The following is a 24,193-nucleotide window of genomic DNA, read 5'->3' as shown; positions in this document are numbered from 1 at the left end:
TAAGAACATGTAGCCTGAGGAGATCCCCCATGAACGCTGCCCTCGACGTTCTGCAATCGAGCCACCCGCACGTCAACCGCGACCGCTTGTGGCAGTCGCTGATGGACCTGGCCACACTCGGTGCCACGCCCAAGGGCGGTGTGTGCCGCCTGGCGCTCACCGACCTGGACCGCAAGGCCCGCGACCTGTTTGTGCAGTGGTGCGAGGCGGCTGGATGCACCGTGACGGTGGATGGCATCGGCAATATTTTCGCGCGCCGCCCGGGACGCAATCCCGACCTGCCGCCGGTGATGACCGGCAGCCATATCGACACCCAGCCCACCGGCGGCAAGTTCGACGGGTGTTTTGGTGTACTGGCCGGCGTGGAAGTGCTGCGCACCCTGAATGATCTTAAGATCGAAACCGAGGCGCCATTGGAAGTGGTGGTGTGGACCAACGAAGAGGGGTCGCGTTTTCCGCCGTGCATGATGGGATCAGGGGTATTTGCCGAGAAATTCACATTGGCGGACACCTTGGCCAAGAGGGATGTGGACGGTGTCAGCGTGGGTGAGGCACTGAATGCGATTGGCTATGCGGGGACGCGGCCTGTCAGTGGGCATAAAGTCGGTGCGTATTTCGAAGCGCATATCGAACAAGGGCCGATTCTTGAGGATGAGAAAAAAACCATCGGCGTGGTGCTCGGCGCGCTCGGGCAAAAATGGTTCGACCTGAAACTGCGCGGCGTCGAAGCCCATGCCGGGCCGACGCCGATGCACTTGCGCAAGGACGCCCTGGTAGGCGCGGCGGCGGTGGTTGCGGCAGTGAATGCGGCGGCGTTGGGGCATCAGCCCCATGCGTGCGGCACGGTCGGTTGCCTGCAGGCGTACCCCGGTTCACGCAATGTGATTCCCGGTGAGGTGCGCATGACCCTGGATTTCCGTCACCTGGAACCGGCGCGGTTGGATTCGATGATCGCCCAGGTGCGCAAGGTGATCGACGACACCTGTGCCAAGCATGGGTTGAGCTTCGAGATGGAACCCACCGCCGATTTTCCGCCGCTTTACTTCGACAAAGGCTGCGTGGACGCCGTGCGGAATGCAGCGAATGGCTTGGGCTTGTCGAACATGGACATCGTCAGCGGGGCGGGGCACGACGCGATCTTCGTCGCCGAGCTGGGCCCGGCGGGGATGATTTTCGTGCCGTGTGAAGGCGGCATCAGCCATAACGAAATCGAGAATGCCAACCCGGATGACCTGGCGGCGGGGTGCGCGGTGTTGTTGCGTGCGATGGTTGCTGCATCGGCAGCCATCGCCAGCGGCAAACTCGCGGCCTGAAATGCGGTGAAAAATGTGGGAGGGGGCTTGCTCCCGATAGCGGTGGATCAGTTGAGACAAATTTACCTGAACCACCGCTATCGGGAGCAAGCCCCCTCCCACAGTTGAACTGCGGCGCTACAACCAAATTGCATCCCATAGCGGATAGTCGCCGATTCGCTTCACCAGCCCGGCGCGCAATGGATTGGCTACTACATACCGGGCCATTTTCACCAGATCATCCTCCTTGCGCAGCGCCCGGTCGTGAAAACTCTCCTGCCAAAGCCGCCCTTTACGACCGCTTGCACCATTAACGGCTCGCGTGCTTTTGGACTTCACCTGGCACATCAGGCTAGCCAGCGAGCCTTTTTGCAGTTCGATAATCCAATGAAAATGATCCGGCATGATTACCCATGCCAGAGAGTTCGCCAGTCCTTGGTACTGGGCCAATCGAAACTGCCAGACCACTAGGCGACCGAGATGGAAATTATCGAATATCGGCATCCGTTCGTGGGTGTTGGTGGTGATGAGGTAGATGCGGTTCGGTTCACTGAAGCGGCCGATGCGCAGGCGGTGTGAAGCGGGTAGATCTGCCATTCCCTGGCCTCTTGTGTAAGTGAGTTCAGAGAGGCTAGAACGCGTGAATTGAACTTGATCGGCAGGTTTTTGGCTGGATGTGTCTGGATTACCTATATCGGGAGCAAGCCCCCTCCCACAGGGGCCTGTGGTGTTCATACATTGTGTGTCTTGCACAAAACCAGTGTGGGAGGGGGCTTGCTCCCGATAGCGGTAGGTCAGTCACCCATGCCTCAACTGAAGCACTGCAACCGAAAGCCCCCCTCAGAACTGAGCGGCCCCTGAAAACCGCGTCAGGCACCCGGCTGCCAGCCGCCGCCGAGTGCGGTGATCAACCCCACACTCGCCTGCAACTGCCGCGTCTGCACCGCCTGCAGTGTCCTCTGCGCCTGTAATGCCGCCGTCTGCGCCGTCACCACATCCAGGTAGCTTACTGCGCCCGCTTGATAGCTGTTCATCGCCAATGCCTGGGTGTGCTGCGCCGCATCCGCCGCTGCTTGCTCGTCCTGTGCTTCCTGCTGCAAATCGCGCAGTTGCGCCAGGTTGTCTTCCACCTCGCGCACGGCCTTCAACACCTGGCTGCGGTATTGCGCCGACGCTTCTTCAAACTCGGCCCTGGCCTGGCGTTCATTGGCGCTCAGGCGCCCGCCGTCGAAGATCGGCAGATTCATCAGCGGCCCCAGCGCCCAGTACCGATTGCCGGCGGACAGCAAATTGCCCACGCCCTGCGTCTGCCCGCCGATCAAGCCGGTCAAGCTGAAATCCGGGAACCATGCGGCCTTGGCCACGCCGATCGTGGCGTTGGCGGCAAACACGCGTCGCTCCGCCGCTGCGATATCCGGGCGACGTTGCAGCAGCTGGCTTGGCAGTTGTGAAGGAATGCCCGGCAACGCCATCAACCCCTGGCTTGGCGGCAATGAAAAATCACCGGCCGCCACGCCCACCAATTCGCCGATGGCGTGTTCGGTGAGGTTACGTTGCCCCTGCACTTCATCCAGCTGCGCCTTGGCTTCGGCCAGTTGATTTTGTGCACGGGTCAGGTCCAGTTCCGACGCGATCTGGCCCTCGTACCGACTACGGATCAGTTGCAACGCCTGGCTGAAATCCTCCAGCGAACGGCTCAGGATTCGGCTCTGCGCGTCCAACCCATTGAGCTGCACATACAAACTCGCCAATTGATGTTGCAGGCTCAAGCGCGCCACCGCCAGGTCATCAGCGCTCGCTTGCGCCTGGGCATCGCCGGCCGCCACCTGGTTGCGGATTTTGCCCCACAGGTCCAGGTCGTAACTCAATGAAAAACCGGCGGTGTTGCTGTTGTACACCGACGGCTGGGTGGTGCCGCGCAACGGCCGCGAGTCCGATTGGCGCTGGCGCAGTGGCTGCGCGCTGGCGGTGATTTGCGCGAACAACCCTGCATGCAGCTGGCTGGCGTAGGCCTGTGAGGCGTCGAAGTGCGCGAGTGCCGCCGCCAAGTCCGGGTTGGCCTTGAGCAATTGCTGTTGCAGTCTGTCGAGACGTGAATCGTTGTAGAGCGTCCACCATGCGGGCGCCAGTGAGTCGGACGGTTGCGCGCTGTGCCATGGCCCATCGCTGGTCTGTTCGCGATAGCTCGCGGGCAGTTCAACCGACGGCGCTGTATAGGCCGGCGCCATCGAGCAGCCTTGCAGCGCCAGCAGCACTAGCGCCGCGAGAGGTTTAAGCCTTGGGCGCATGCGCACCTCCCGAGGCGTCGGCCAGTTGCACCGGATCGCCTTCGCGCAGGGCGTCGGGCGGGTTGTCGACAATACGGTCGGCGGGTTTCAAACCTTGGTCGATCACCAGGCGTTCGCCCAGGTCCAGGCCGATGTGGATGGTTTGCAGGTGCACATGATTCTGCGCATCCAACACCGCAACCTGGGTGCCCTGGGCGCGGAAGATCAAGGCGCTGGCCGGAATGCTCACGCCGTGGGTGTCGGCGGGGATCGGCAGGGTGGCTTCGGCGTAATCACCGGGCAGCAACTCACCGCTGGGGTTGTCGACCACGAACTGCGCGAGCAGGGTGCCGGAGCGGCGGTCGATGGCGGTGGAGTCGCCGATCAGGCGCGCCTTGAAATGCTCGCCGGGGTGTTCGGGCACGGTCAGCTCGGCTTCCAGGCCGGGGTGGATCACCGCCGCGTAGTTCTGCGGCACCGGCACGTACAGGCGCAACTGGTGGGTGTCGGCAATGTTGAACAGCTCCGGATCGCTGTCGGTATCGGCCTTGATCAACTGACCGATATCGGTGTTGCGCGCGGTGATGGTGCCGGCGAACGGCGCACGAATCGTCTTGTAGCTTTCCAGTGCCGAGAGCCGCGCGAAGTCGGCCGCGGCGGCTTCGGCGTTGGCTTTAGCGGCTGCGGCGTTGGAAGTTTTTTCATCGGCTTCCTGGCGCGATACCGAATGGCTGGCCACCAGGTTCTGCCAACGCGTGGCGGTGGTTTGCGCCAGGCGCGCATTGGCCTGTTCCTGCACCAGCCTTGCATGTGTTTGTGCAAGCTGTTGGTCCAGGTCCGGGCTGTCGATTTCGGCGAGGATTTGCCCGGCGTTGACCGGGCTGCCGATGTCGACTTTCCAATCCTTGAGGTAGCCGCTGACTCGTGCATGAATCGGCGCCTTGCTCCAGGCCTCAAGGTGCGCGGGCAAGCGCAGGGTATCGCCGGCGGCGTTCTGTTTGGGTTGGAATACCATTACCTGGGGCACGGCTGCGGTTTCGGTCCAGGCAGTGACGGATTGTTCGTGCAAGGTGCGGGCGTGCAGGCCGTTGGCGACCAGCAGGGCGGCGAGGGTCAGGCCACCGATACCCAGGAGCATCAGGCGCTTGCGCGAGGGGGTGTGATCAGACGACATGTGGGGTTTCTCCAACAACTGCGCGAGTAGGGTGACGACCGTGGACCAGGCTGAAGACCACGGGAACAAACAATAAGGTGGCGACGGTGGCGAAGATGAGGCCACCGATCACCGCACGACCCAACGGCGCGTTTTGTTCCTCGGACAAGGCCAGCGGCAACATGCCGATGATCATCGCCAGGGCGGTCATGCACACCGGGCGAAAGCGCGTGTAGCCGGCTTCCAGCGCGGCCTTGAGCGCATCGCCATGTTCGGCCAGGCGTTCGCGGCAAAAGCTCACCACCAGGATCGAGTTGGCGGTGGCCACGCCCATGCACAGGATCGCGCCGGTCAGGGCGGGCACCGACAACGAGGTACCGCTGAGGAACAGCATCCATACGATCCCCGCCAGCGCGGCCGGCAATGCCGTGATGATCACGAACGGGTCGACCCACGACTGGAAGTTGACCACGATCAGCAGGTAGATCAGCACCACCGCGCCGAGCAGGCCCAGGCTCAGGCCGCTGAACGCTTCATGCAGTGCATCGATCTGCCCGTGCAGGCTGATCGTCGCGCCTTTGGGGCGCAGGTGCGCGGTGTCATCCAGCACCTTTTGCACGTCGCGGGCCACGCCGCCGAGGTCGCGGCCTTGCACGTTGGCGTACAGGTCCAGGGTCGGTTCGATGTTGTAGTGGGTAACCACCGCCGGGCTTTGTACACGGGAGATGCTGGCCACACCGCCGAGAATCTGCGATTGGCCATCGGCGCCGGTGACCGGCAAGGCTTCCAGTGACGGCAGGCTGTCGAGGCGGTATTGCGGGGTGGCGGCGACGATCGAATAGGACACGCCGTTGGCCGGGTTGAGCCAGAACGTCGGTGCGACCTGGGAGCTGCCGGCCAGCGAGGCCACCATGCTGTTGGTCACGTCACGCTCGGTGATGCCCAGGCCTTCGGCGCGCAGGCGGTCGACATTCACTTGCAGGGACGGGTAGCCGGTGGACTGCTGGATACGCAGGTCGGCGATGCCCGGTACGTGTTGCAGACGGCGTTCAAGTTCGACGGCGTACGCACGGTTTTCGGCGTCGTTGCGCCCGGAGATCTTCACGTCCAGCGGGGCCGGTGCGCCGAAATTGAGGATCTGGCTGCTGATGTCGGCGGGCAGGAACGCGAAGTGGCTGCCGGGGAAACTTTGCGGCAGGGCTTCACGCAGTTTTTTCACATAGTCGGCTGTCGGAGCATGAGCCTTTTTCAGCGTGACCTGGATGTCGCCATCCTGCGGGCCGATAGTCCCGCTGCTGCTGTAGGCCATGTCGATGCCGCTGAGCGGGATGCCGATGTTGTCGACGATGGTGTCCAGCTCGTCGGCGGGGATGACCTCGCGAATCCGCGCTTCGATGCGGTCGAAAGCGGCGGCGCTTTCTTCGATGCGTGTGCCCAGCGGCAGGCGAACGTGGAGGGCCAGTGCGCCCGCGTCAGTGGCCGGGAAAAAGTCCTGGCCCAGGCTCGGCAGCAACACGAACGAGGCGAGGACGCAGGCCAGGAAACCGATGATAAAGCGGCGGCGCTGGCCCAGCGCCAGGGTGAGCAGGCCGTGATAGGTATCGCGGATATTCGAGAAATGGCGCTCGAAGCCCTGCTGAAAATTCAGCACCGCTTGCAGCGCGGGGTTACGCAGTTTGTTGTGCTGCTCACCCTCATGGTGGTTGATGAATGCATCTTCCGGGTGATGACCTGCGCCTTGCTCGGGTATATGCGGCTTGAGCAGGAACATCGCCAGCGTCGGCACCAAGGTACGCGAGAGGACGAACGAGCTGGCCATGGCAAAGATCACCGCCAGCGCCATCGGCCGGAACAGGTAACCGGCGATGCCTTGCAGGAGGAACATCGGCACGAACACGATGCAGATACACAGCAGCGAGACGAACGCCGGGCCGACGATCTGCGCGGCGCCGTCGAGGATTGCGGTCTTCACCGCCTTGCCTTGTTCCAGGTGCCAGTTGATGTTTTCGATCGTCACCGTGGCGTCATCCACCAGGATCCCCACGGCCAACGCCAGCCCACCGAGCGTCATCACGTTGAGGGTTTGCCCGGTGGCCGCCAGCAGTGCAATGGCCGACAGCACCGCCAGCGGAATCGACGCGGCGATGATCAGGGTGGAGCGCCAACTGCCGAGGAACAGCAGGATCATCGCACTGGTCAGCAGCGCGGCGATGATGCCTTCCTGGGCCACGCTGCCCACCGATTGCTTGACGAACACCGAGGCATCGCCCAGCAGCGAGGTCTTCAGCGATGGCGGCAGAGTTTCGTCGATGCGCGGCAGCATCTGGCGAATGCCGTCGATGATCGACAGGGTGGAAATGCTGCCGTTTTTCAACGCCGGCATCAGCACGGCGCGGTGGCCATCGACGCGCACAATGTTGGTTTGTGGCGGTGAGCCGTCACGCACATGGGCCACTTGGCCGATCGTGATCAGGGCGCCGTCGACGGTTTTTATCGGCAGGTCGTTGAGCTCATCGATGGCCTTGGGGCTGTTGTTGAGCAGGATCGTGTATTCGTTGGGGCCGAGTTTGGCGGTGCCCACCGGGATGATCTGGTTCTGCAACGCCAGGGCATTACCCACGTCTTGTGCCGACAAGCCTTTGGCGGCCAGCGCCTGGGGGTCGAGGTCGAGGGTGATCTGGCGCTGTTTGCCGCCCATGGGGGTGGGCATGGCCAGGCCGGGCAGGGCGCTGAGGGGCAGGCGGATGTTGTTTTGCACCAGGTCGCGGATTTTGGCTTCCGACAGGCTGGGGCTGGAAAACGCCATTTGCAGGATCGGTACCGTGGACGCGCTGTAGTTGAGGATCAGCGGCGGCGTGATGCCCGGCGGCATCTGTTTGAGCACGGTTTGTGACACGGCGGTCACTTGGGCGTTGGCGGTGCGGATGTCCACGCCGGGCTGGAAGAAGATCTTGACGATGCCCATGCCGGGCAGCGATTGCGATTCGATGTGTTCGATGTCGTTGACGGTGGTGCTCAGGGAGCGTTCGTAGGTGTAGATCACCCGACCGGCCATGGCATCCGGGGACAGGCCGTTGTACTGCCACACCACGGCGACCACGGGGATGCCGATATCGGGGAAAACGTCAGTGGGGGTACGCAGGGCCGCCATCGGCCCGACGATGCAGATGAATATAGCCAGCACGATAAACGTGTAAGGCTTTTGCAGTGCGGTCTTTACCAGCCCGAGCATGCGTGATCTCCGGAAAAAGCAGGATTGCAAACCCCGGCAGTCTTGCCCGACCCACCTAACACGCACCTTTCAGCCAGGTGAAGGAACATTTAGGTCAAGGCTGAAGAACGTTTCATAGGTATTCATTTGTTCTACACAGGACCGCTCGCCAAGCTTGTCGCCCATCGGACACATCGTCTTTTTGGAGCCCTGCCATGTCACTTAAACCCTTGTTGTTGATTCCCGCACTCGGTGCCGTCCTGCTGCTGTCGGCGTGCGCCGGCCCGATTCCCAAGGCGGACCCGAGCGAAGCCTGGATTGGTTTAAAGGAGGAAGCGCCGAACGACCTGATGGCCGAACGCTTGGATGGCAAGCGCGTGGATGACGGGCGCTTCTTTGAAGTGCCGCCGGGCGATCATCGGTTGGACGTGACGTTGTTTGAGGAGGAACCCGGTGACGACAACCAGCAGGATTGCCAGGGCCGCGTCGAGTACAAGCACTTCAAGGCGGGTGAGCACTACACCCTGGAAGAATCCAGCTTGGGCACCACCGTGCGCGCAACCTTGAAGGATGGCCACGGCAAGGAAGTTGCGGCGACGCAGGACTTCAATTGCATGCCTGGCTAGGCATGGTGCGCCGTCGCCTTATGCGGCTTGGCGGATTTGACGTGGGGGTGATGGTGCCGACGGGTAATGCGCAACACCCCCCACAACATGGCGCCGGCGACCGCCAGCCAACCCAGGATCAACATCATGATCGTCGTTACAAGGCTCATTCGGGCCTCCTTTCGCCCCGCACGGGGCACACACAGTCTTCTCAATGGACAGTCTAGCTACCTGACGGTTGCCTGCTATTGACCAATGGTCGTGTTCGTCCAACTTGTTTGCTCTATGCCGCACGGCGAACCATGGCTTTGGGCTATACCCGCGTGACGGAGCGTCCTATGATCAGGGCCCTTACCGGCAGTTGATCAAGAGAGTAAAAAAATTGCGGTTACGGTCGAACGTTACAACTTCCCTATTGCTGGCCTGCACCCTGGGGCTTGCCGCCTGTTCCGGGCACCCTTCGAAACTGCCCGGCCTGCCTGAACGCGTCGAACTCAACGGCGTGCCGACCTTTCGTAGCGAGGCTTATCAGAGCGGTCCTACGGCTTTGGCCAGCATGCTGTCGCAACAAGGCATTGTGATGACACCGGGCTTGCTGGATAAACCGCTGCGTTTACCGGGCGGCGAAGCGGACCTGGAGCGCAACATGCAGGTGCTGGCGCGCGAATACGGGCTGATGGTGTACCCGCTGGACGCCAAACTGACGGCGGTACTGGCGCAAGTGGCGGCGGGTTATCCGGTGATGGCGCGTCTGGGCGGTGGGCTGTGGTCTGACGCGCGCTACGTGGTCGTGGTGGGTTTCAACCAACAGAAAAGCACGGTGCTGTTGCGCTCGGGCATGGACCGGCGTTTGTTGATGAGCTTCAGCGACTTTGAATCGAAGTGGGCGAGCGCCGGACACTGGGCGATTCTTACCCAGCGGCCGAGCCAGTTGCCGGCGAATGTGGATGCGCAGCGCTGGCGCGAGGCGGCGAATGCGACGGCCCAGGCCGGGCAGGAGCGGGCGGCGGCGCAGGCGCTCAAGGTGCTGGCGGAACACAAATGAGAATATGGGAGGGAGCAAGCTCCCTCCCGCTGACATTGGACCTGTTGGGTTCAATAGGTGTGTCGGTCAGCGACGAACTTCCGCTGTATTCGGACGGCTTTTAAGGTTCTTGTCGGCCTTGTAGCGCAATGCCACATCCGGCACCGAACCGCCCTTGCCGGTTTCGACCCAGCTGCGAATACGGCTGGCATCGGCAAAGTGGGTGAACTTGCCGAACGCATCGAGGATCACCAGCGACACCGGGCGATTACCCATGCTGGTCACCAGCACCAGGCAATGGCCGGCCTGGTTGGTAAAGCCGGTCTTGGTCAGCTTGATGTCCCAGTTGGCGCGGTTGATCAGGTGATCGGTGTTGGAGAAACCCAGGGTGTAATTGGGTTTGCGGAACGAAACGGTCTTTTCCTTGGTGGTGCTCAGTTGGCTGAGCATCGGAAACTTGCGTGCATAGGCCAGCAGCTTGCTCAGGTCGCGGGCGGTCGACACGTTATGAATCGACAGGCCGGTAGGCTCGACGTAGTGGGTGCTGGTCATGCCCAGGGCCTTGGCCTTGGCGTTCATGGCTGCGATGAACGCTGCGTAGCCGCCTGGATAGTGGTGCGCCAGGCTCGCGGCGGCGCGGTTTTCCGAGGACATCAGGGCGATCAGCAGCATTTCCTTGCGCGGCATCTGGCTGCCGATTTTCACGCGGGAGAACACACCTTTCATCTCCGGGGTGTCGGTGATGTTGATGTCGATGTACTCATCCATGTTCTGCTTGGCCTCAAGCACGATAAGGCCGGTCATCAATTTGCTCACCGATGCAATCGGCACCACCACGTCGGGGTTGCTGGCGTAGATGACTTTGTTGGTCTGCAGGTCGACCAGCATGGCGCTGCCGGACGCGATTTGCAGCTTGGAGGGATCACGCGGCGCCAGGGTGGATTCGGCGGCGTGCGCAAAGGTGCCGGTGAAAGCAAAAAACAGGCTGACAATGGAAAGACGAATTTTCACGCGGATGAACTCGCTAAAAAAGTAATGAATACCGTTGGAAAACGGATTTTGTGAAAAATGACGTTACATTTTAGGAGTATGGATCAGAAACTGTCGAATGTTCTTCTACATCCAGACGAAAGTGCTTAAAAACTAAGAAAAAACAAGTTTCTGGCGGGCAATAAAAAGCCCTGCGCTAAGGCAGGGCTTTTTAAGTACGCCTGGTTATTAACCGTGCAGAGTCTCTGCGGCGTACAGCGTGTTTTCCAGCAGGCAGGCACGGGTCATCGGGCCAACGCCGCCCGGCACCGGAGTGATCCAGCCGGCGCGGGGCAGGGCGGTTTCGTACACCACATCGCCAACCAGCTTGCCGTCTGCCTGACGGTTGATGCCCACGTCGATGACGATGGCGCCGTCCTTGATCCATTCACCCTTGACCAGGCCCGGCTTGCCGGCTGCTACCACCACCAGGTCGGCGCGGCCGACGTGGCCGGCCAGATCCTTGGTGAAACGGTGGGTGACGGTCACGGTGCAGCCGGCCAGCAGCAGTTCCATGGCCATCGGGCGACCGACGATGTTGGACGCGCCGACGATCACGGCATCTAGGCCGTACAGGTCGACACCGGTGCTTTCCAGCAGGGTCATGATGCCTTTCGGCGTGCAGGGGCGCAGCAGCGGAATACGCTGGGCCAGACGACCGACGTTGTAGGGGTGGAAGCCGTCGACGTCTTTGTCCGGGCGGATGCGCTCCAGCAGCTTGGACGCGTCCAGGTGCTCGGGCAGCGGCAGTTGCAGGAGGATACCGTCCATCGCCGGATCATCATTGAGGCTGTCGATCAGGTCGGCCAGGGCCTGCTGGGTGGTGTCGGCAGGCAAGTCGTAGGCCTTGGAAATAAAGCCAACCTCTTCACAGTCTTTACGCTTGTGCGAGACATAAACCTGAGAGGCAGGATCGCTGCCGACCAGGATCACCGCGAGGCCAGGCGTGCGCAGGCCTTGCTGGCTGCGCTCGGTGACTCGTTTGGCGATCTGCTGGCGCAGGCTGGCGGCGATTGATTTGCCGTCGATAAGTTGTGCAGTCATTACGCGTGATTAACCATCGAGAGGGGGAAGAAAAGTGCGCGCATTCTCGCACGCCATGACGTGAGGGCAAAGGCGCTTGGTCTGCAAATTGGCCTAACCCCTTAAATAAAATGAATTTTTTTCAAAAAAGATTTGACGGGTTTCGAGGCCCTCTATACTATTCGTCGCACTTGTCGGGCACAGCCTAGCACTGGTTAAGAAGGTCGAGCAGAATGGTTATTTTGCAAGGCTGGAAAGCACTTAGTTTGTAATCCTCAAAGAGTACAGATTAATAAGGCGCCCGTAGCTCAGCTGGATAGAGCATCCGCCTTCTAAGCGGATGGTCGCAGGTTCGAGTCCTGCCGGGTGCGCCATTAGGCAGCTTTGGCACAAGTAGCGCTAGATGGTGGGCGTAGCTCAGTTGGTAGAGCACGGGATTGTGACTCCCGTTGTCGAGGGTTCGATCCCCTTCGTCCACCCCATATTCTGAAAAGGCGCCAGATTAATCATCTGGCGCCTTTGCTTTAAGAGCTTTATGCGCGGATGTGGTGGAATTGGTAGACACACTGGATTTAGGTTCCAGCGCCGCGAGGCGTAAGAGTTCGAGTCTCTTCATCCGCACCAATTAAAGCATTGCTCGGTCGACAGGCGGGGCAGGGCTCAACAAAGAAGTGGTTTGGTTTCTTTGTTAACGCAATATGGTGGGCGTAGCTCAGTTGGTAGAGCACGGGATTGTGACTCCCGTTGTCGAGGGTTCGATCCCCTTCGTCCACCCCATATTCGAAAGGCGCCAGATTTAACAGTCTGGCGCCTTTTTTGGTTTTGGCGGTTCGTATATCCGGCGTCTGCAGGTGTTGGATCGGATTGGCGGGGTGCTTCATCGCATTTATGTTTCTCGATGATGCTGTGCTGTCTGTCGGTCCTGCACGCAGCGTCGTGCGCCAGGGCGGTGACTGGCTCCTTCTATATATAGAAGAGGCGGTGCAGAGCCCTGGCGTGATTGGCTGGTTTTGTCGCCGGGGCGAGGTGCATCAGTGCCTTCGTACCGATAAAACGCCAGCTGTTTTCGCACGTATTTCCAGTAGGGTGACTTCTTGAGTTTGACCCACTAGAATGCATGCCCTTGATTGGGGTCGGAAATGGCCGGCTAACGTCTGTGCAACGAGGAATATCCATGCAAGTTTCTGTTGAAAATACTACTGCTATCGAGCGCCGCCTGAGCATCACCGTGCCAGCAGAGCGTATCGAGACTGCGGTCAACAAGCGTCTGCAGCAGACTGCCCAGAAGGCCAAAATCGCTGGTTTCCGTCCAGGCAAAGTGCCGATGAGCGAAATCAAGCGTCGTTTTGGTGCCGATGCGCGCCAGGAAGCTGTAGGTGACGTGATCCAGGCTTCTTTCTACGAAGCTGTTGTCGAGCACAAGCTGAACCCAGCGGGTTCGCCTTCCATCGAGCCTAAGTCCCTCGAAGCTGGCAAGGACCTGGAATACGTTGCCGTATTCGAAGTGTTTCCTGAGTTCGAAGTAGCTGGTTTCGACGGTATCGAAGTCGAGCGCCTGAGCGCCGACGTTGCTGATGCCGATCTGGACAACATGCTGGAAATCCTGCGCAAGCAGAACACCCGTTTCGAAGTGGCCGACCGTGCCGCCCAGAACGAAGATCAGTTGAACATCGATTTCGTAGGCAAGGTTGACGGCGAAGTGTTCGCTGGCGGCTCCGCCAAGGGCACTCAGCTGGTGCTGGGTTCCAACCGCATGATCCCTGGTTTCGAAGACGGCCTGGTTGGCGCTAAAGCCGGCGAAGAGCACGTCCTGAAGCTGGAATTCCCTGCTGACTACCAGAACCTGGACCTGGCCGGCAAAGCCGTCGAGTTCACCGTGACCGTCAACAGCGTTTCCGAGCCTAAGCTGCCAGAACTGAACGAAGAATTCTTCGCCCAGTTCGGTATCAAGGAAACCGGCATCGAAGGCTTCCGCACCGAAGTTCGCAAGAACATGGAGCGCGAGCTGCGTCAGGCCATCAAGTCCAAGGTCAAGAACCAGGTGATGGACGGTCTGCTGGCCGCCAACCCGATCGAAGTGCCTAAGGCTCTGCTGTCCAACGAAGTGGATCGCCTGCGCGTTCAAGCGGTCCAGCAGTTTGGTGGCAACATCAAGCCTGACCAGTTGCCGGCCGAGCTGTTCGAAGAACAAGCCAAGCGCCGCGTTGTGCTGGGCCTGGTCGTGGCTGAAGTGGTCAAGCAATTCGACCTCAAGCCTGACGAAGACCGCGTTCGCGAAATGATCCAGGAAATGGCCTCGGCCTACCAGGAGCCTGAGCAGGTCGTGGCTTGGTACTACAAGAACGACCAGCAACTGAACGAAGTACGTTCGGTTGTGCTGGAAGAACAAGTTGTGGATACTGTTCTGCAGAAGGCTAAGGTGACCGATAAAGCGGTCTCTTACGAAGAAGCAGTCAAACCGGCGCAAGCAGCACAAGCCGACTGATTGTCCAACTCGTTGGAAATATAACCATAAGCCAGCCTCGCGCTGGCTTATGCGTTTTCAAGACATGACTATTTGGGAGTAACTGCAGAGCATGTTCCGTAATTCCTATATTCAGCAGAACTCTGATATCCAGGCCGCTGGCGGCCTGGTCCCGATGGTTGTCGAGCAGTCCGCTCGTGGCGAACGTGCCTACGATATCTACTCGCGCCTGCTCAAGGAGCGAGTGATCTTTCTGGTGGGTCCGGTAGAGGACTACATGGCCAACCTGATCTGTGCGCAACTGCTGTTCCTTGAAGCGGAAAACCCGGACAAGGACATCCATCTCTACATCAACTCACCGGGCGGTTCGGTAACAGCGGGCATGTCGATCTACGACACCATGCAGTTCATCAAGCCGAACGTATCGACGACCTGTATTGGTCAGGCCTGCAGCATGGGTGCATTCCTGCTGACCGCCGGTGCCGAGGGCAAGCGTTACTGCCTGCCGAACTCGCGCGTGATGATTCACCAGCCGCTGGGCGGTTTCCAGGGCCAGGCGTCGGATATCGAAATCCACGCCAAGGAAATCCTCTTCATCCGCGAGCGCCTCAATACGCTGATGGCCAAGCACAGTGGGCACACGCTGGAAGAAATCGAGCGCGACACCAACCGCGACAACTTCATGAGCGCCGAAGCCGCACGTGAATACGGGTTGATCGACGCAGTGATCGAAAAGCGCCCCGCTTAATATAAGCAGCTCAAAATAGGGCAGGTCGGATTATCCGATCACTGGCGGGCTTGAAAAAGCCCGCATTAGCCTTCATCTTGTGTTGCAAGCCTATCGGATTTGGATCGAACGAATGACTGACACCCGCAACGGCGAGGACAACGGCAAGCTGCTCTATTGCTCCTTCTGTGGCAAAAGCCAGCATGAAGTACGCAAATTGATTGCCGGCCCCTCGGTCTTTATCTGCGACGAATGCGTCGACCTGTGCAATGACATCATCCGTGAGGAGGTGCAGGAAGCCCAGGCCGAGAGCAGCGCGCATAAATTGCCTTCGCCTAAAGAAATCAGCGGCATCCTTGACCAATACGTCATCGGTCAAGAGCGTGCAAAGAAGGTTCTGGCCGTAGCGGTGTATAACCACTACAAGCGTCTGAACCAGCGTGACAAGAAAGGCGACGAAGTCGAACTCGGCAAGAGCAACATCTTGCTGATCGGTCCTACAGGCTCGGGTAAAACCCTGCTTGCTGAGACCCTCGCTCGTCTGCTCAACGTTCCCTTCACCATCGCCGACGCCACCACCCTCACCGAGGCTGGCTACGTGGGCGAGGATGTCGAGAACATCATTCAGAAACTGCTGCAGAAGTGCGACTACGACGTAGAGAAGGCCCAGATGGGTATTGTCTACATCGACGAAATCGACAAGATTTCGCGCAAGTCCGACAACCCGTCGATCACCCGGGACGTTTCCGGTGAAGGCGTGCAGCAGGCGCTGTTGAAACTGATCGAAGGCACGGTTGCTTCCGTACCGCCACAAGGCGGTCGCAAGCACCCGCAGCAGGAATTCCTTCAGGTTGATACGCGTAACATCCTGTTTATCTGTGGCGGTGCGTTCTCGGGGCTGGAAAAGGTTATTCAGCAACGTTCCACCCGTGGCGGCATTGGTTTCAGTGCAGAAGTGCGCAGCAAGGAAGAAGGCAAGAAGGTGGGCGAGTCCCTGCGTGAAGTCGAGCCTGACGATCTGGTCAAGTTCGGTCTGATCCCGGAATTCGTTGGCCGTCTGCCGGTTCTGGCCACGTTGGACGAGCTGGATGAGGCTGCTCTGATTCAGATCCTCACCGAGCCGAAAAACGCCCTGACCAAGCAGTACGCCAAGCTGTTCGAAATGGAAGGCGTGGACCTCGAGTTCCGTACCGATGCACTCAAGTCGGTGGCCAAGCGGGCACTGGAGCGCAAGACCGGTGCGCGTGGCCTGCGTTCCATCCTCGAAGGCGTGTTGCTCGACACCATGTACGAAATCCCCTCGCAGTCGGAGGTGAGTAAAGTGGTGATCGACGAAAGCGTTATAGAAGGTAAGTCCAAGCCACTGTATATCTACGAAAACAGTGAGCCGACCGCCAAGGCTGCGCCAGACGCGTAAGCGTTGCGCAGTTTCGGTACAGACAAGGGGCCTCCAGAGGCCCCTTTGTTTTTTCAGATTTTTTTACTGTGTTTAACTGCTGGCAATAAGCTTGTTTTTTTTGCATGCAGCCCCCATCTTGGCTTCATGCTTATTTTTCAACTGTCATAGAGGCGAAATCATGAAGACAACCATCGAATTGCCTCTCCTGCCGTTGCGTGATGTCGTCGTCTATCCGCACATGGTTATCCCGCTGTTCGTGGGGCGCGAGAAGTCTATCGAAGCCCTCGAGGCCGCGATGACGGGCGACAAGCAGATTTTGCTGTTGGCCCAAAAGAATCCAGCTGATGATGATCCAGGCGAAGACGCCTTGTATCGCGTCGGCACCGTTGCCACTGTTCTGCAACTGCTCAAACTGCCGGACGGCACCGTCAAGGTGCTGGTCGAAGGTGAGCAGCGCGGCGCGGTGGAGCGCTTCATGGAGGTGGATGGCCACCTGCGCGCCGAAGTGGCATTGATCGACGAGGTCGAGGCCCCTGAGCGCGAGTCCGAAGTCTTTGTACGCAGCCTGCTCTCGCAGTTCGAGCAATATGTGCAGTTGGGCAAGAAAGTCCCGGCTGAAGTCCTCTCATCGCTCAACAGCATCGATGAGCCAAGCCGCCTGGTCGATACCATGGCCGCGCACATGGCCCTGAAGATCGAGCAGAAGCAAGACATCCTCGAAATCATCGACCTGTCGACCCGTGTCGAACACGTGCTGGCATTGCTGGATGCCGAAATCGACCTGTTGCAGGTCGAGAAGCGCATCCGTGGTCGTGTGAAAAAGCAGATGGAGCGCAGCCAGCGCGAGTACTACCTGAATGAGCAGATGAAGGCCATTCAGAAGGAGCTTGGCGACGGTGAGGAAGGGCACAACGAAATCGAAGAGCTGAAAAAGCGCATCGACGCCGCTGGTCTGCCCAAAGATGCTCTGACCAAAGCCACTGCCGAGCTGAACAAGCTCAAGCAGATGTCGCCCATGTCGGCTGAAGCCACCGTGGTGCGTTCCTACATCGACTGGCTGGTGCAAGTGCCGTGGAAAGCCCAGACCAAGGTGCGCCTGGACCTGACCCGTGCCGAAGAAATCCTCGATGCCGACCACTATGGCCTCGAAGAAGTCAAAGAACGCATCCTCGAATATCTTGCCGTGCAGAAGCGCGTGAAGAAGATCCGGGGTCCGGTGTTGTGCCTGGTCGGTCCTCCTGGTGTGGGTAAAACCTCGCTGGCCGAGTCGATTGCCAGTGCCACCAACCGCAAGTTTGTGCGCATGGCCCTGGGTGGCGTGCGTGACGAGGCGGAAATTCGGGGGCACCGCCGTACGTACATCGGTTCTATGCCCGGTAGATTGATTCAAAAGATGACAAAAGTGGGCGTGCGCAACCCGCTGTTCCTACTCGATGAAATCGACAAAATGGGCAGCGACATGCGTGGCGATCCGGCATCGGCGCTGCTTGAAGTGCTCGACCCGGAGCAGAATCACAATTTCAACGACCATTACCTGGAAGTCGACTACGACCTGTCCGACGTGATGTTTCTGTGCACCTCCAACTCCATGAACATTCCGCCAGCGTTGCTGGACCGGATGGAGGTGATTCGTCTGCCGGGCTACACCGAAGACGAGAAAATCAACATCGCCGTCAAATACCTCGCGCCCAAACAGATTTCGGCCAATGGCTTGAAGAAAGGCGAGATCGAATTTGAGGTCGAGGCGATCCGCGATATCGTCCGCTACTACACTCGCGAGGCCGGCGTACGGGGCCTCGAGCGCCAGATTGCGAAGATTTGCCGCAAGGCAGTCAAAGAGCATGCGCTGGAAAAACGCTTCTCCGTGAAGGTCGTTGCCGACTCCCTGGAACACTTCCTGGGTGTGAAAAAATTCCGTTACGGACTGGCCGAGCAACAGGATCAGGTAGGGCAGGTGACAGGGCTTGCATGGACCCAGGTGGGCGGCGAATTGCTGACTATCGAAGCTGCGGTGATCCCGGGCAAGGGCCAACTGATCAAGACCGGTTCCCTGGGTGACGTGATGGTCGAATCCATCACCGCCGCGCAGACCGTGGTGCGCAGCCGCGCCCGCAGCCTGGGGATTCCCCTGGACTTCCACGAGAAGCACGACACCCACATCCACATGCCGGAAGGGGCGACGCCCAAGGACGGCCCTAGCGCTGGCGTAGGCATGTGCACCGCGCTGGTGTCGGCCCTGACCGGCATTCCGGTGCGCGCCGATGTCGCGATGACCGGGGAAATCACCTTGCGTGGTCAGGTATTGGCCATCGGTGGCCTGAAAGAGAAATTGCTGGCGGCACACCGTGGTGGTATCAAGACCGTGATCATTCCTGAAGAGAATGTTCGCGACTTGAAGGAAATTCCTGACAATATCAAGCAGGATCTGCAGATTAAACCGGTTAAATGGATTGACGAGGTCCTGCAAATTGCGCTGCAATACGCGCCGGAGCCCTTGCCGGATGTGGCTCCGGAGATAGTCGCTAAGGACGAAAAGCGAGAGTCTGATTCCAAGGAAAGAATTAGCACGCATTAATGCGATTTAGCCTGGGGGCTTCCTTGACAGTTTTTTAGAGCCCTTGTTATAAAGCGGCTCTTAAGTGTCTGTAGGCCATTCAGCACTGATTTTTTGCTGTTTACCAAAAAACTTAGAATCATACTCAATAGAAATATAAGGGGACTTAGAGTGAACAAGTCGGAACTGATTGATGCTATCGCTGCATCCGCTGATATCCCGAAAGCTGCTGCTGGCCGTGCGCTGGATGCAGTAATCGAATCCGTCACTGGCGCTCTGAAGGCCGGCGACTCCGTGGTACTGGTAGGCTTCGGTACTTTCTCTGTGACTGACCGCCCAGCTCGCACTGGCCGTAACCCACAGACTGGCAAAGCACTGCAAATCGCTGCTGCCAAGAAACCAGGTTTCAAAGCCGGTAAAGCCCTGAAAGAAGCCGTTAACTAAGCTTCGATCAAGCCTTTGCTTACCCGGGTCGGACGCAGGTCTGGCCTGGCAGCGGAGCGGTAGCTGACCCACGTATTCATTGGGTCGCCACGCCGGGGGTGAGAATTCAAATCCCCGTCCGCTCCGCCAGTTACGAGAAGGCGCATCCTCGGATGCGCCTTTCTTCTATCCGGACTCTACCCACGCTCCACGGTTGCCTATTTTTGAAGTTCAACCGTTTCTGGGGGACGCATGCTGCAAAATATCAAGGACAATTCACAAGGCTGGATTGCCAAGACCATTATCGGGATCATCGTCGCATTGATGGCGTTCACCGGTATCGAAGCCATTTTCCAGGCCTCGGGTACTAACAAGCAGGACGTGGCCAAGGTCAACGGTGAAGCCATCACCCAGCCCGAGCTGAGCCAGGCCGTCGATATGCAACGTCGCCAGCTGATGCAACAGCTCGGCAAGGATTTCGATGCTTCGCTGCTGGACGAAAAACTGCTGCGCGATGCGGCCCTCAAGGGGCTGATCGATCGCAAACTGCTGCTGCAAGGCGCGGCCGATTCGAAGTTCGGCTTCTCTGAAGCTGCGCTGGACCAAGTGATCCTGCAAACGCCGGAATTCCAGGTGGACGGCAAGTTCAATGCCGAACGCTTTGACCAGGTGATCCGTCAGTTGGGCTACAGCCGTCTGCAGTTCCGTCAGATGCTGACCCAGGAAATGCTGATCGGCCAGGTTCGCGCAGGTATTGCGGGCAGCGGTTTCGTCACTGATGCCGAAGTGCTGGCGTTCGCCCGTCTGGAAAAACAGACCCGCGATTTCGCCACCGTGAACCTCAAGGCCAACCCTGCGGCGGTGAAACTCACCGACGACGAGGTCAAGGCTTACTACGACCAACATGCCAAAGAGTTCATGACCCCCGACCAGGTGGTCATCGACTATCTGGAATTGAAGAAGTCGTCCTTCTTCGACCAGGTCACCGTCAAGGATGATGAGCTGCAGGCCGCCTACGAGAAAGAAACCGCCAACCTCGCTGAGCAGCGTCGTGCCGCGCATATCCTGATTGAAGTCAACGACAAGGTCACCGAGGCGCAAGCCAAGGCCAAGATCGAAGAAATCCAGGCACGCCTGGCCAAGGGTGAGAAGTTCGACGCCCTGGCCAAGGAGTTCTCCCAGGATCCAGGTTCGGCCAACAATGGTGGCGACCTTGGCTTTGCCGGCCCTGGTGTCTACGACCCGGATTTCGAAACCGCCCTGTACGCGTTGAAGCAGGACCAGGTCTCGGCGCCGGTACGCAGTACCTTCGGTTGGCACTTGATCAAGCTGCTCGGCGTTGAAGCACCTGAAGTGCCGACGTTTGCCAGCCTGAAAGACAAGCTGACGCGTGAACTCAAGGCCCAGCAGGTCGAACAGCGTTTCGTCGAAGCAACCAAGCAATTGGAAGATGCGGCATTCGAAGCGTCCGATCTGGCTCAACCCGCGTCTGACCTCAAGCTGACCGTGCATACCTCCGCGCCATTTGGCCGTGAAGGTGGCGAAGGTGTTGCGGCCAACCGTGCCGTGGTCACCGCCGCGTTCAGCCCGGAAGTGCTGGATGAGGGAGCCAACAGCACCGCCATCGAGCTGGATCCGGAAACCATCATCGTGCTGCGTGCCAAAGAGCACCGCAAGCCTGCACAACTGCCGCTGGAAAGCGTTGCAGCGGCGATCCGCACCCAGATGGCCAAGGAACGCGCCAGCGCGGCGGCCAAGACTCACGCTGACGAGCTGATCGCCAGCCTGCGTGATGGCAAGACCCCGCTGAATCAGCCGGTCGACGGCCAGGCCTGGAAAGTCACCGAAGCGGCTAGCCGTAGCGCGGAAGCGGTTGATCCTGCCGTGCTGCAAGCCCTGTTCCGCATGCCCAAGCCTGCGGCCAAGGACAAGCCGACCTTTACCACCGTGACCCTGGCTGACGGTAGCCTGGTGATCGTGCGCTTGAACGGCGTGAACGAAGCGAGCGCCCCAACGGACGGAGAAAAGGCACAATACCGCCGCTTCCTCGCTTCCCGTGTCGGCCAGCAGGACTTCGCGGCTTACCGTAAGCAGTTGGAAACCCAGGCTGACATCAAGAAGTACTGATGGCGGTTTGAATAAAAGCCCCCGGCCTGAAAAGTCCGGGGGCTTTTTTTTGCGCCGAGGCCAGGATGGTAGAGCACCCCGCAGGTGGCAGCTGTTCCTGCAGGCCCCGTCGCATACGCCTGTGACGTTTTACCGACAGGAATGCGCGCGCCAAGGCCACTTTCTGTTGCACAATACCGGCCAGACCGTTTTCCTCAGGATTATCAATGTCGACATCATTTTACTTGCGCAGCCTCTGGGTGGCGCTGGTGTTGGCGGGCGCCGCGGGCTGCTCGTCACCCAAGACCGCTATTTACGAACATGAGAGCTTCGACGACTCCGGTACGTTTTCCCGGGATTACCCGGTCAGTGATACCGCTGCTTGCGAAGCTGCCCGGCGTGCCTTGCTGAGCCAGGGCTACATCATCACCAGCAGCGATCCGAAGCTGGTGGTGGGTAACAAGAGTTTCCAGCAGACCGGCGAAACCCATCTGCAGATCAGTTTCAACGTGGTGTGCGCCGATGACGGCAAAGGCACCCACCATTCGACGATGTTTGCCAACGCCTTGCAGGACCGCTACGCGTTGAAAAAGGTCAACAACTCGGCGAGCCTGGGTGTGGGCGTGCTGGGCTCGGTGTCGATGCCGATCGGCTCCACCGATGACTCGATGGTGAAAGTGGCCAGCGAGACCGTTTCGGCACCGAAGTTCTACGAGCGTTACTTTGCGCTGGTGGACGTGTTCCTGCCTCAGGAAGTAAAAAAGGCCGCGCATATTTCCGAGCAGCCGAAGGCGGAGCTGGGTGTGCCGGAACCCAAGGCCGCACCGGCTGCCGAGAAGGTCGAAGCGCCGAAAGAGGACCCCGCCGCTTCGCAGCCTCTGGCACCGCCGGCCGAGCCTGCACCGATCGCGCCTCAGCCAGAGCCGACAGCGGCACCGACCGAGACACCGACACAGGCACCGATACCTGCACCGGCGCCGACCAATCCGGACCTGCCTGCGCCGACAGAAGCGATTCCACCGCTGCCGACACCTGCGCAGTAAATCAGACTGCCGCGGGGTCGGCTTTGTCGACGTTGATCCCGTAGCGTTTGATCGCCCCACTGACTTTATCGCGACCGATCACGCCGTCATCGGCCAGTGCCTTCAAGGCCGCCAGTGCGATGAAGTGTCGATCCACTTCGAAGAATTCGCGCAAGGTTTCCCGTGTATCCGATTGCCCGAAGCCGTCGGTGCCCAGCGCCACGAAGCGTCGGTTCGGCACGAAAGGGCGGATCTGGTCGGCGAACAGTTTCATGTAGTCCGTTGCCACCACCACCGGCCCCGTGTGTCCGGCCAGGCCTTGCTCCACATAACTCACGCGTGGCGCATTTTCCGGGTGCAACAGGTTCCAGCGCTCGGCCGCCTGCCCGTCTCGGCGCAACTCGGTGAGGCTGGTCGCGCTCCACACGTTGCTGTACACGGCGAAATCCTCGGCGAGCAATCGCGCCGCCGCGATCACTTCGCGCAGGATCGAGCCGCTGCCCACCAGTTGCACCTGGGCCTGCGGGGCGACGCTCAGCGGGTACATACCCTTGAGAATGCCTTCTTCCACACCTTCGGGCATCGCCGGGTGGGGGTAGTTTTCGTTGAGCAGGGTGATGTAGTAGTAAATGTCCTCTTGCTCCACATACATGCGCCGCATGCCTTCGCGAATGATCACCGCCAGTTCGTAGGCAAAGGTTGGGTCATAGGACACACAGCACGGAATCACCGAGGCCAGGATATGGCTATGCCCATCGTCGTGCTGCAAGCCTTCGCCCATCAGCGTGGTGCGCCCGGCCGTAGCGCCCAGCAGGAAGCCACGCGCCCGCGCATCGCCTGCCGCCCAGGCCAGGTCACCGACGCGCTGGAAGCCGAACATCGAATAGAAAATAGAGAACGGCACGGTCATCAGGCCGTGGTTGCTGTAGGACGTACTCGCCGCAATCCACGAGGAAATTGCGCCGGACTCATTCAGGCCTTCCTGCATGATCTGTCCGTCTTTGCTCTCCTTGTAGTAGCTCAATTGCCCGGCGTCCTGGGGCGTATAAAGCTGGCCTACGGCGGAGTGGATGCCGATCTGCCGGAACAGGCTTTCCATGCCGAAGGTGCGTGATTCATCCGGCACGATGGGCACGATGGGCACGATCAGCTTGCCCACCTGTGGGTCTTTGAGCAGGGTGCCGAGGATGCGTACGAACGCCATGGTGGTGGAAATGGCACGCTCGCCGGTGTCCTTGAGTTGGGTGGCGAAGGTGGCCAGTTCGGGGATCTGCAGCGAGTCGACGGCACTGTGGCGCGCCGGCACGTTTGCAACCTTCTTGAAATCCCCCGGATGGTATTGCATGTCGTCGAAAGAGCCTGATGTCTGGTTCCGTTTTGTCCGGGCCCACAGGACGGTCTTCCGTGAAATCGAACGCCGCCTGGCCGAGGCAAACCTGCCGCCTTACGCCTGGTATGACGCCTTATGGGGCTTGGAAAGCGGCCCCGACGGCACCCGCCGCATGCACGAATTGGCCGATGTGCTGGCCATCGAGCGCTACAACCTCACGCGCCTGGTAGACCGCCTGGAAAAAGACGGCCTGGTGGTGCGTTCACGCTCCGATGGCGATGGTCGCGCCGCGTTTGCCTCGATTACCGAGGCCGGGCGGGTGTTGCGTAAAAAAATGTGGAAGGTCTACGAAAGCACGGTGGATGAACTGTTTTTGTCGCAGATCGAGCCGCAGCAGCGCCAGGGGTTTGCCGATGCGCTGGAGCGCACGGCGGGGCTGGCTATGGACGCGGGTGCGCAGACTCGCAGTCGACGCAAATCCTGAAGCATAACGAAGAGTCCCTGTGGGAGCTGGCGTTTCGAATCGTCGCACCGCTGCGATCAAACCCTTGCTACGCGTCATCC

At 59.7% G+C, this 24,193-nt stretch carries 18 protein-coding genes, 4 tRNA genes and 1 pseudogene; 15 read left to right on the top strand and 8 right to left on the bottom strand.

What is annotated here, in order from left to right; all coding sequences use genetic code 11:
* Positions 1–29: 29 nt before the first annotated feature.
* Complete coding sequence (locus PSH66_RS18950) at positions 30–1,313, top strand: Zn-dependent hydrolase (RefSeq protein ID WP_003174832.1); 1,284 nt, start codon at positions 30–32, stop codon at positions 1,311–1,313.
* A gap of 117 nt (positions 1,314–1,430) precedes the next feature.
* Here the strand turns inward: PSH66_RS18950 and PSH66_RS18945 are convergent, their stop codons facing one another.
* The 4 genes from PSH66_RS18945 to PSH66_RS18930 form a co-directional block, all read right to left on the bottom strand.
* Positions 1,431–1,889, bottom strand: a complete 459-nt coding sequence (locus PSH66_RS18945) for a transposase (protein ID WP_078825277.1) — start codon at positions 1,887–1,889, stop codon at positions 1,431–1,433.
* 272 nt (positions 1,890–2,161) lie between these two features.
* On the bottom strand, positions 2,162–3,580 hold the full coding sequence (locus PSH66_RS18940; RefSeq protein WP_305427438.1) for an efflux transporter outer membrane subunit: 1,419 nt from the start codon (positions 3,578–3,580) through the stop codon (positions 2,162–2,164).
* Positions 3,564–4,733: an efflux RND transporter periplasmic adaptor subunit gene (locus PSH66_RS18935; RefSeq protein WP_305427437.1), complete on the bottom strand. Its 1,170-nt coding sequence runs from the start codon at positions 4,731–4,733 to the stop codon at positions 3,564–3,566. The genes PSH66_RS18940 and PSH66_RS18935 overlap by 17 nt, the downstream gene beginning before the upstream one ends.
* Positions 4,723–7,944 (bottom strand): efflux RND transporter permease subunit, encoded by a 3,222-nt coding sequence (locus tag PSH66_RS18930; RefSeq protein ID WP_305427436.1) that lies wholly within the window; start codon positions 7,942–7,944, stop codon positions 4,723–4,725. The genes PSH66_RS18935 and PSH66_RS18930 overlap by 11 nt, the downstream gene beginning before the upstream one ends.
* A 194-nt stretch (positions 7,945–8,138) precedes the next feature.
* Between PSH66_RS18930 and PSH66_RS18925 the strand changes: the two genes are divergently transcribed.
* Positions 8,139–8,549, top strand: coding sequence for a hypothetical protein (locus PSH66_RS18925; protein ID WP_003174828.1), 411 nt, complete (start codon positions 8,139–8,141; stop codon positions 8,547–8,549).
* Here the strand turns inward: PSH66_RS18925 and PSH66_RS18920 are convergent.
* A complete protein-coding gene (locus PSH66_RS18920; RefSeq protein ID WP_003174827.1) occupies positions 8,546–8,698 on the bottom strand; it encodes a hypothetical protein in 153 nt (50 codons plus the stop codon). The two genes, PSH66_RS18925 and PSH66_RS18920, sit on opposite strands and share 4 nt — an antisense overlap.
* A gap of 212 nt (positions 8,699–8,910) precedes the next feature.
* Between PSH66_RS18920 and PSH66_RS18915 the strand changes: the two genes are divergently transcribed.
* The gene (locus tag PSH66_RS18915) at positions 8,911–9,573 is read left to right on the top strand and encodes a peptidase C39 family protein (RefSeq protein ID WP_003174826.1); all 663 of its coding nucleotides are present in this window, start codon (positions 8,911–8,913) and stop codon (positions 9,571–9,573) included.
* 66 nt (positions 9,574–9,639) lie between these two features.
* Here the strand turns inward: PSH66_RS18915 and pbpG are convergent, their stop codons facing one another.
* A complete protein-coding gene (gene pbpG, locus PSH66_RS18910; RefSeq protein ID WP_003174825.1) occupies positions 9,640–10,563 on the bottom strand; it encodes a D-alanyl-D-alanine endopeptidase in 924 nt (307 codons plus the stop codon).
* 207 nt (positions 10,564–10,770) lie between these two features.
* Complete coding sequence (gene folD / locus PSH66_RS18905) at positions 10,771–11,625, bottom strand: bifunctional methylenetetrahydrofolate dehydrogenase/methenyltetrahydrofolate cyclohydrolase FolD (protein WP_003174824.1); 855 nt, start codon at positions 11,623–11,625, stop codon at positions 10,771–10,773.
* Between the two features lie 276 nt (positions 11,626–11,901).
* Between folD and PSH66_RS18900 the strand changes: the two genes are divergently transcribed.
* From PSH66_RS18900 to PSH66_RS18850, 11 genes are all read left to right on the top strand, one after another.
* Positions 11,902–11,978, top strand: a tRNA-Arg gene (locus tag PSH66_RS18900).
* A gap of 32 nt (positions 11,979–12,010) precedes the next feature.
* A tRNA-His gene (locus PSH66_RS18895) sits at positions 12,011–12,086 on the top strand.
* A 57-nt stretch (positions 12,087–12,143) separates the two neighbouring features.
* A tRNA-Leu gene (locus PSH66_RS18890) sits at positions 12,144–12,228 on the top strand.
* 77 nt (positions 12,229–12,305) lie between these two features.
* Positions 12,306–12,381: transfer RNA gene (locus tag PSH66_RS18885), tRNA-His, on the top strand.
* A gap of 397 nt (positions 12,382–12,778) precedes the next feature.
* On the top strand, positions 12,779–14,089 hold the full coding sequence (gene tig, locus PSH66_RS18880; RefSeq protein ID WP_003174823.1) for a trigger factor: 1,311 nt from the start codon (positions 12,779–12,781) through the stop codon (positions 14,087–14,089).
* A gap of 91 nt (positions 14,090–14,180) precedes the next feature.
* Positions 14,181–14,816 (top strand): ATP-dependent Clp endopeptidase proteolytic subunit ClpP, encoded by a 636-nt coding sequence (gene clpP, locus PSH66_RS18875; RefSeq protein WP_003174822.1) that lies wholly within the window; start codon positions 14,181–14,183, stop codon positions 14,814–14,816.
* Between the two features lie 112 nt (positions 14,817–14,928).
* Positions 14,929–16,212: an ATP-dependent Clp protease ATP-binding subunit ClpX gene (clpX, locus tag PSH66_RS18870; RefSeq protein WP_003238279.1), complete on the top strand. Its 1,284-nt coding sequence runs from the start codon at positions 14,929–14,931 to the stop codon at positions 16,210–16,212.
* A 160-nt stretch (positions 16,213–16,372) separates the two neighbouring features.
* Positions 16,373–18,769, top strand: coding sequence for an endopeptidase La (gene lon, locus PSH66_RS18865; protein ID WP_003174820.1), 2,397 nt, complete (start codon positions 16,373–16,375; stop codon positions 18,767–18,769).
* Positions 18,770–18,919: 150 nt separating this feature from the next.
* The gene (locus tag PSH66_RS18860) at positions 18,920–19,192 is read left to right on the top strand and encodes an HU family DNA-binding protein (protein WP_003174819.1); all 273 of its coding nucleotides are present in this window, start codon (positions 18,920–18,922) and stop codon (positions 19,190–19,192) included.
* Positions 19,193–19,423: 231 nt separating this feature from the next.
* The gene (locus PSH66_RS18855) at positions 19,424–21,298 is read left to right on the top strand and encodes a SurA N-terminal domain-containing protein (protein WP_305427435.1); all 1,875 of its coding nucleotides are present in this window, start codon (positions 19,424–19,426) and stop codon (positions 21,296–21,298) included.
* A 206-nt stretch (positions 21,299–21,504) separates the two neighbouring features.
* A complete protein-coding gene (locus PSH66_RS18850) occupies positions 21,505–22,320 on the top strand; it encodes a DUF2242 domain-containing protein (RefSeq protein WP_305427434.1) in 816 nt (271 codons plus the stop codon).
* A gap of 1 nt (position 22,321) precedes the next feature.
* Here the strand turns inward: PSH66_RS18850 and aceE are convergent.
* Positions 22,322–23,605, bottom strand: a pseudogene (gene aceE / locus PSH66_RS18845) (pyruvate dehydrogenase (acetyl-transferring), homodimeric type); the annotation flags it as partial.
* Between the two features lie 37 nt (positions 23,606–23,642).
* On the opposite strand from aceE, the gene PSH66_RS18840 reads away from it, so the two are divergent.
* Positions 23,643–24,113, top strand: a complete 471-nt coding sequence (locus PSH66_RS18840) for a MarR family winged helix-turn-helix transcriptional regulator (protein ID WP_003174814.1) — start codon at positions 23,643–23,645, stop codon at positions 24,111–24,113.
* Positions 24,114–24,193 lie beyond the last annotated feature (80 nt).

The sequence above is a fragment of the Pseudomonas sp. FP597 genome (genome assembly GCF_030687435.1).
Classification (GTDB): Bacteria; Pseudomonadota; Gammaproteobacteria; order Pseudomonadales; family Pseudomonadaceae; genus Aquipseudomonas; species Aquipseudomonas lactucae.
The sequence above is the reverse complement of the archived record's forward strand: the minus strand, read 5'-3'. Positions and strand labels throughout refer to the sequence as shown.

Coding starts and splice junctions, on each gene's coding strand:
- PSH66_RS18930 (WP_305427436.1), bottom strand. CDS start 7,944: ATGCTCGGGCTGGTAAAGACCGCACTGCAAAAGCCTTACACGTTTATC.
- PSH66_RS18935 (WP_305427437.1), bottom strand. CDS start 4,733: ATGTCGTCTGATCACACCCCCTCGCGCAAGCGCCTGATGCTCCTGGGT.
- PSH66_RS18950 (WP_003174832.1), top strand. CDS start 30: ATGAACGCTGCCCTCGACGTTCTGCAATCGAGCCACCCGCACGTCAAC.
- PSH66_RS18840 (WP_003174814.1), top strand. CDS start 23,643: ATGTCGTCGAAAGAGCCTGATGTCTGGTTCCGTTTTGTCCGGGCCCAC.
- PSH66_RS18855 (WP_305427435.1), top strand. CDS start 19,424: ATGCTGCAAAATATCAAGGACAATTCACAAGGCTGGATTGCCAAGACC.
- PSH66_RS18940 (WP_305427438.1), bottom strand. CDS start 3,580: ATGCGCCCAAGGCTTAAACCTCTCGCGGCGCTAGTGCTGCTGGCGCTG.
- folD (WP_003174824.1), bottom strand. CDS start 11,625: ATGACTGCACAACTTATCGACGGCAAATCAATCGCCGCCAGCCTGCGC.
- lon (WP_003174820.1), top strand. CDS start 16,373: ATGAAGACAACCATCGAATTGCCTCTCCTGCCGTTGCGTGATGTCGTC.
- PSH66_RS18850 (WP_305427434.1), top strand. CDS start 21,505: ATGTCGACATCATTTTACTTGCGCAGCCTCTGGGTGGCGCTGGTGTTG.
- clpX (WP_003238279.1), top strand. CDS start 14,929: ATGACTGACACCCGCAACGGCGAGGACAACGGCAAGCTGCTCTATTGC.
- PSH66_RS18925 (WP_003174828.1), top strand. CDS start 8,139: ATGTCACTTAAACCCTTGTTGTTGATTCCCGCACTCGGTGCCGTCCTG.
- clpP (WP_003174822.1), top strand. CDS start 14,181: ATGTTCCGTAATTCCTATATTCAGCAGAACTCTGATATCCAGGCCGCT.
- tig (WP_003174823.1), top strand. CDS start 12,779: ATGCAAGTTTCTGTTGAAAATACTACTGCTATCGAGCGCCGCCTGAGC.
- PSH66_RS18920 (WP_003174827.1), bottom strand. CDS start 8,698: ATGAGCCTTGTAACGACGATCATGATGTTGATCCTGGGTTGGCTGGCG.
- PSH66_RS18945 (WP_078825277.1), bottom strand. CDS start 1,889: ATGGCAGATCTACCCGCTTCACACCGCCTGCGCATCGGCCGCTTCAGT.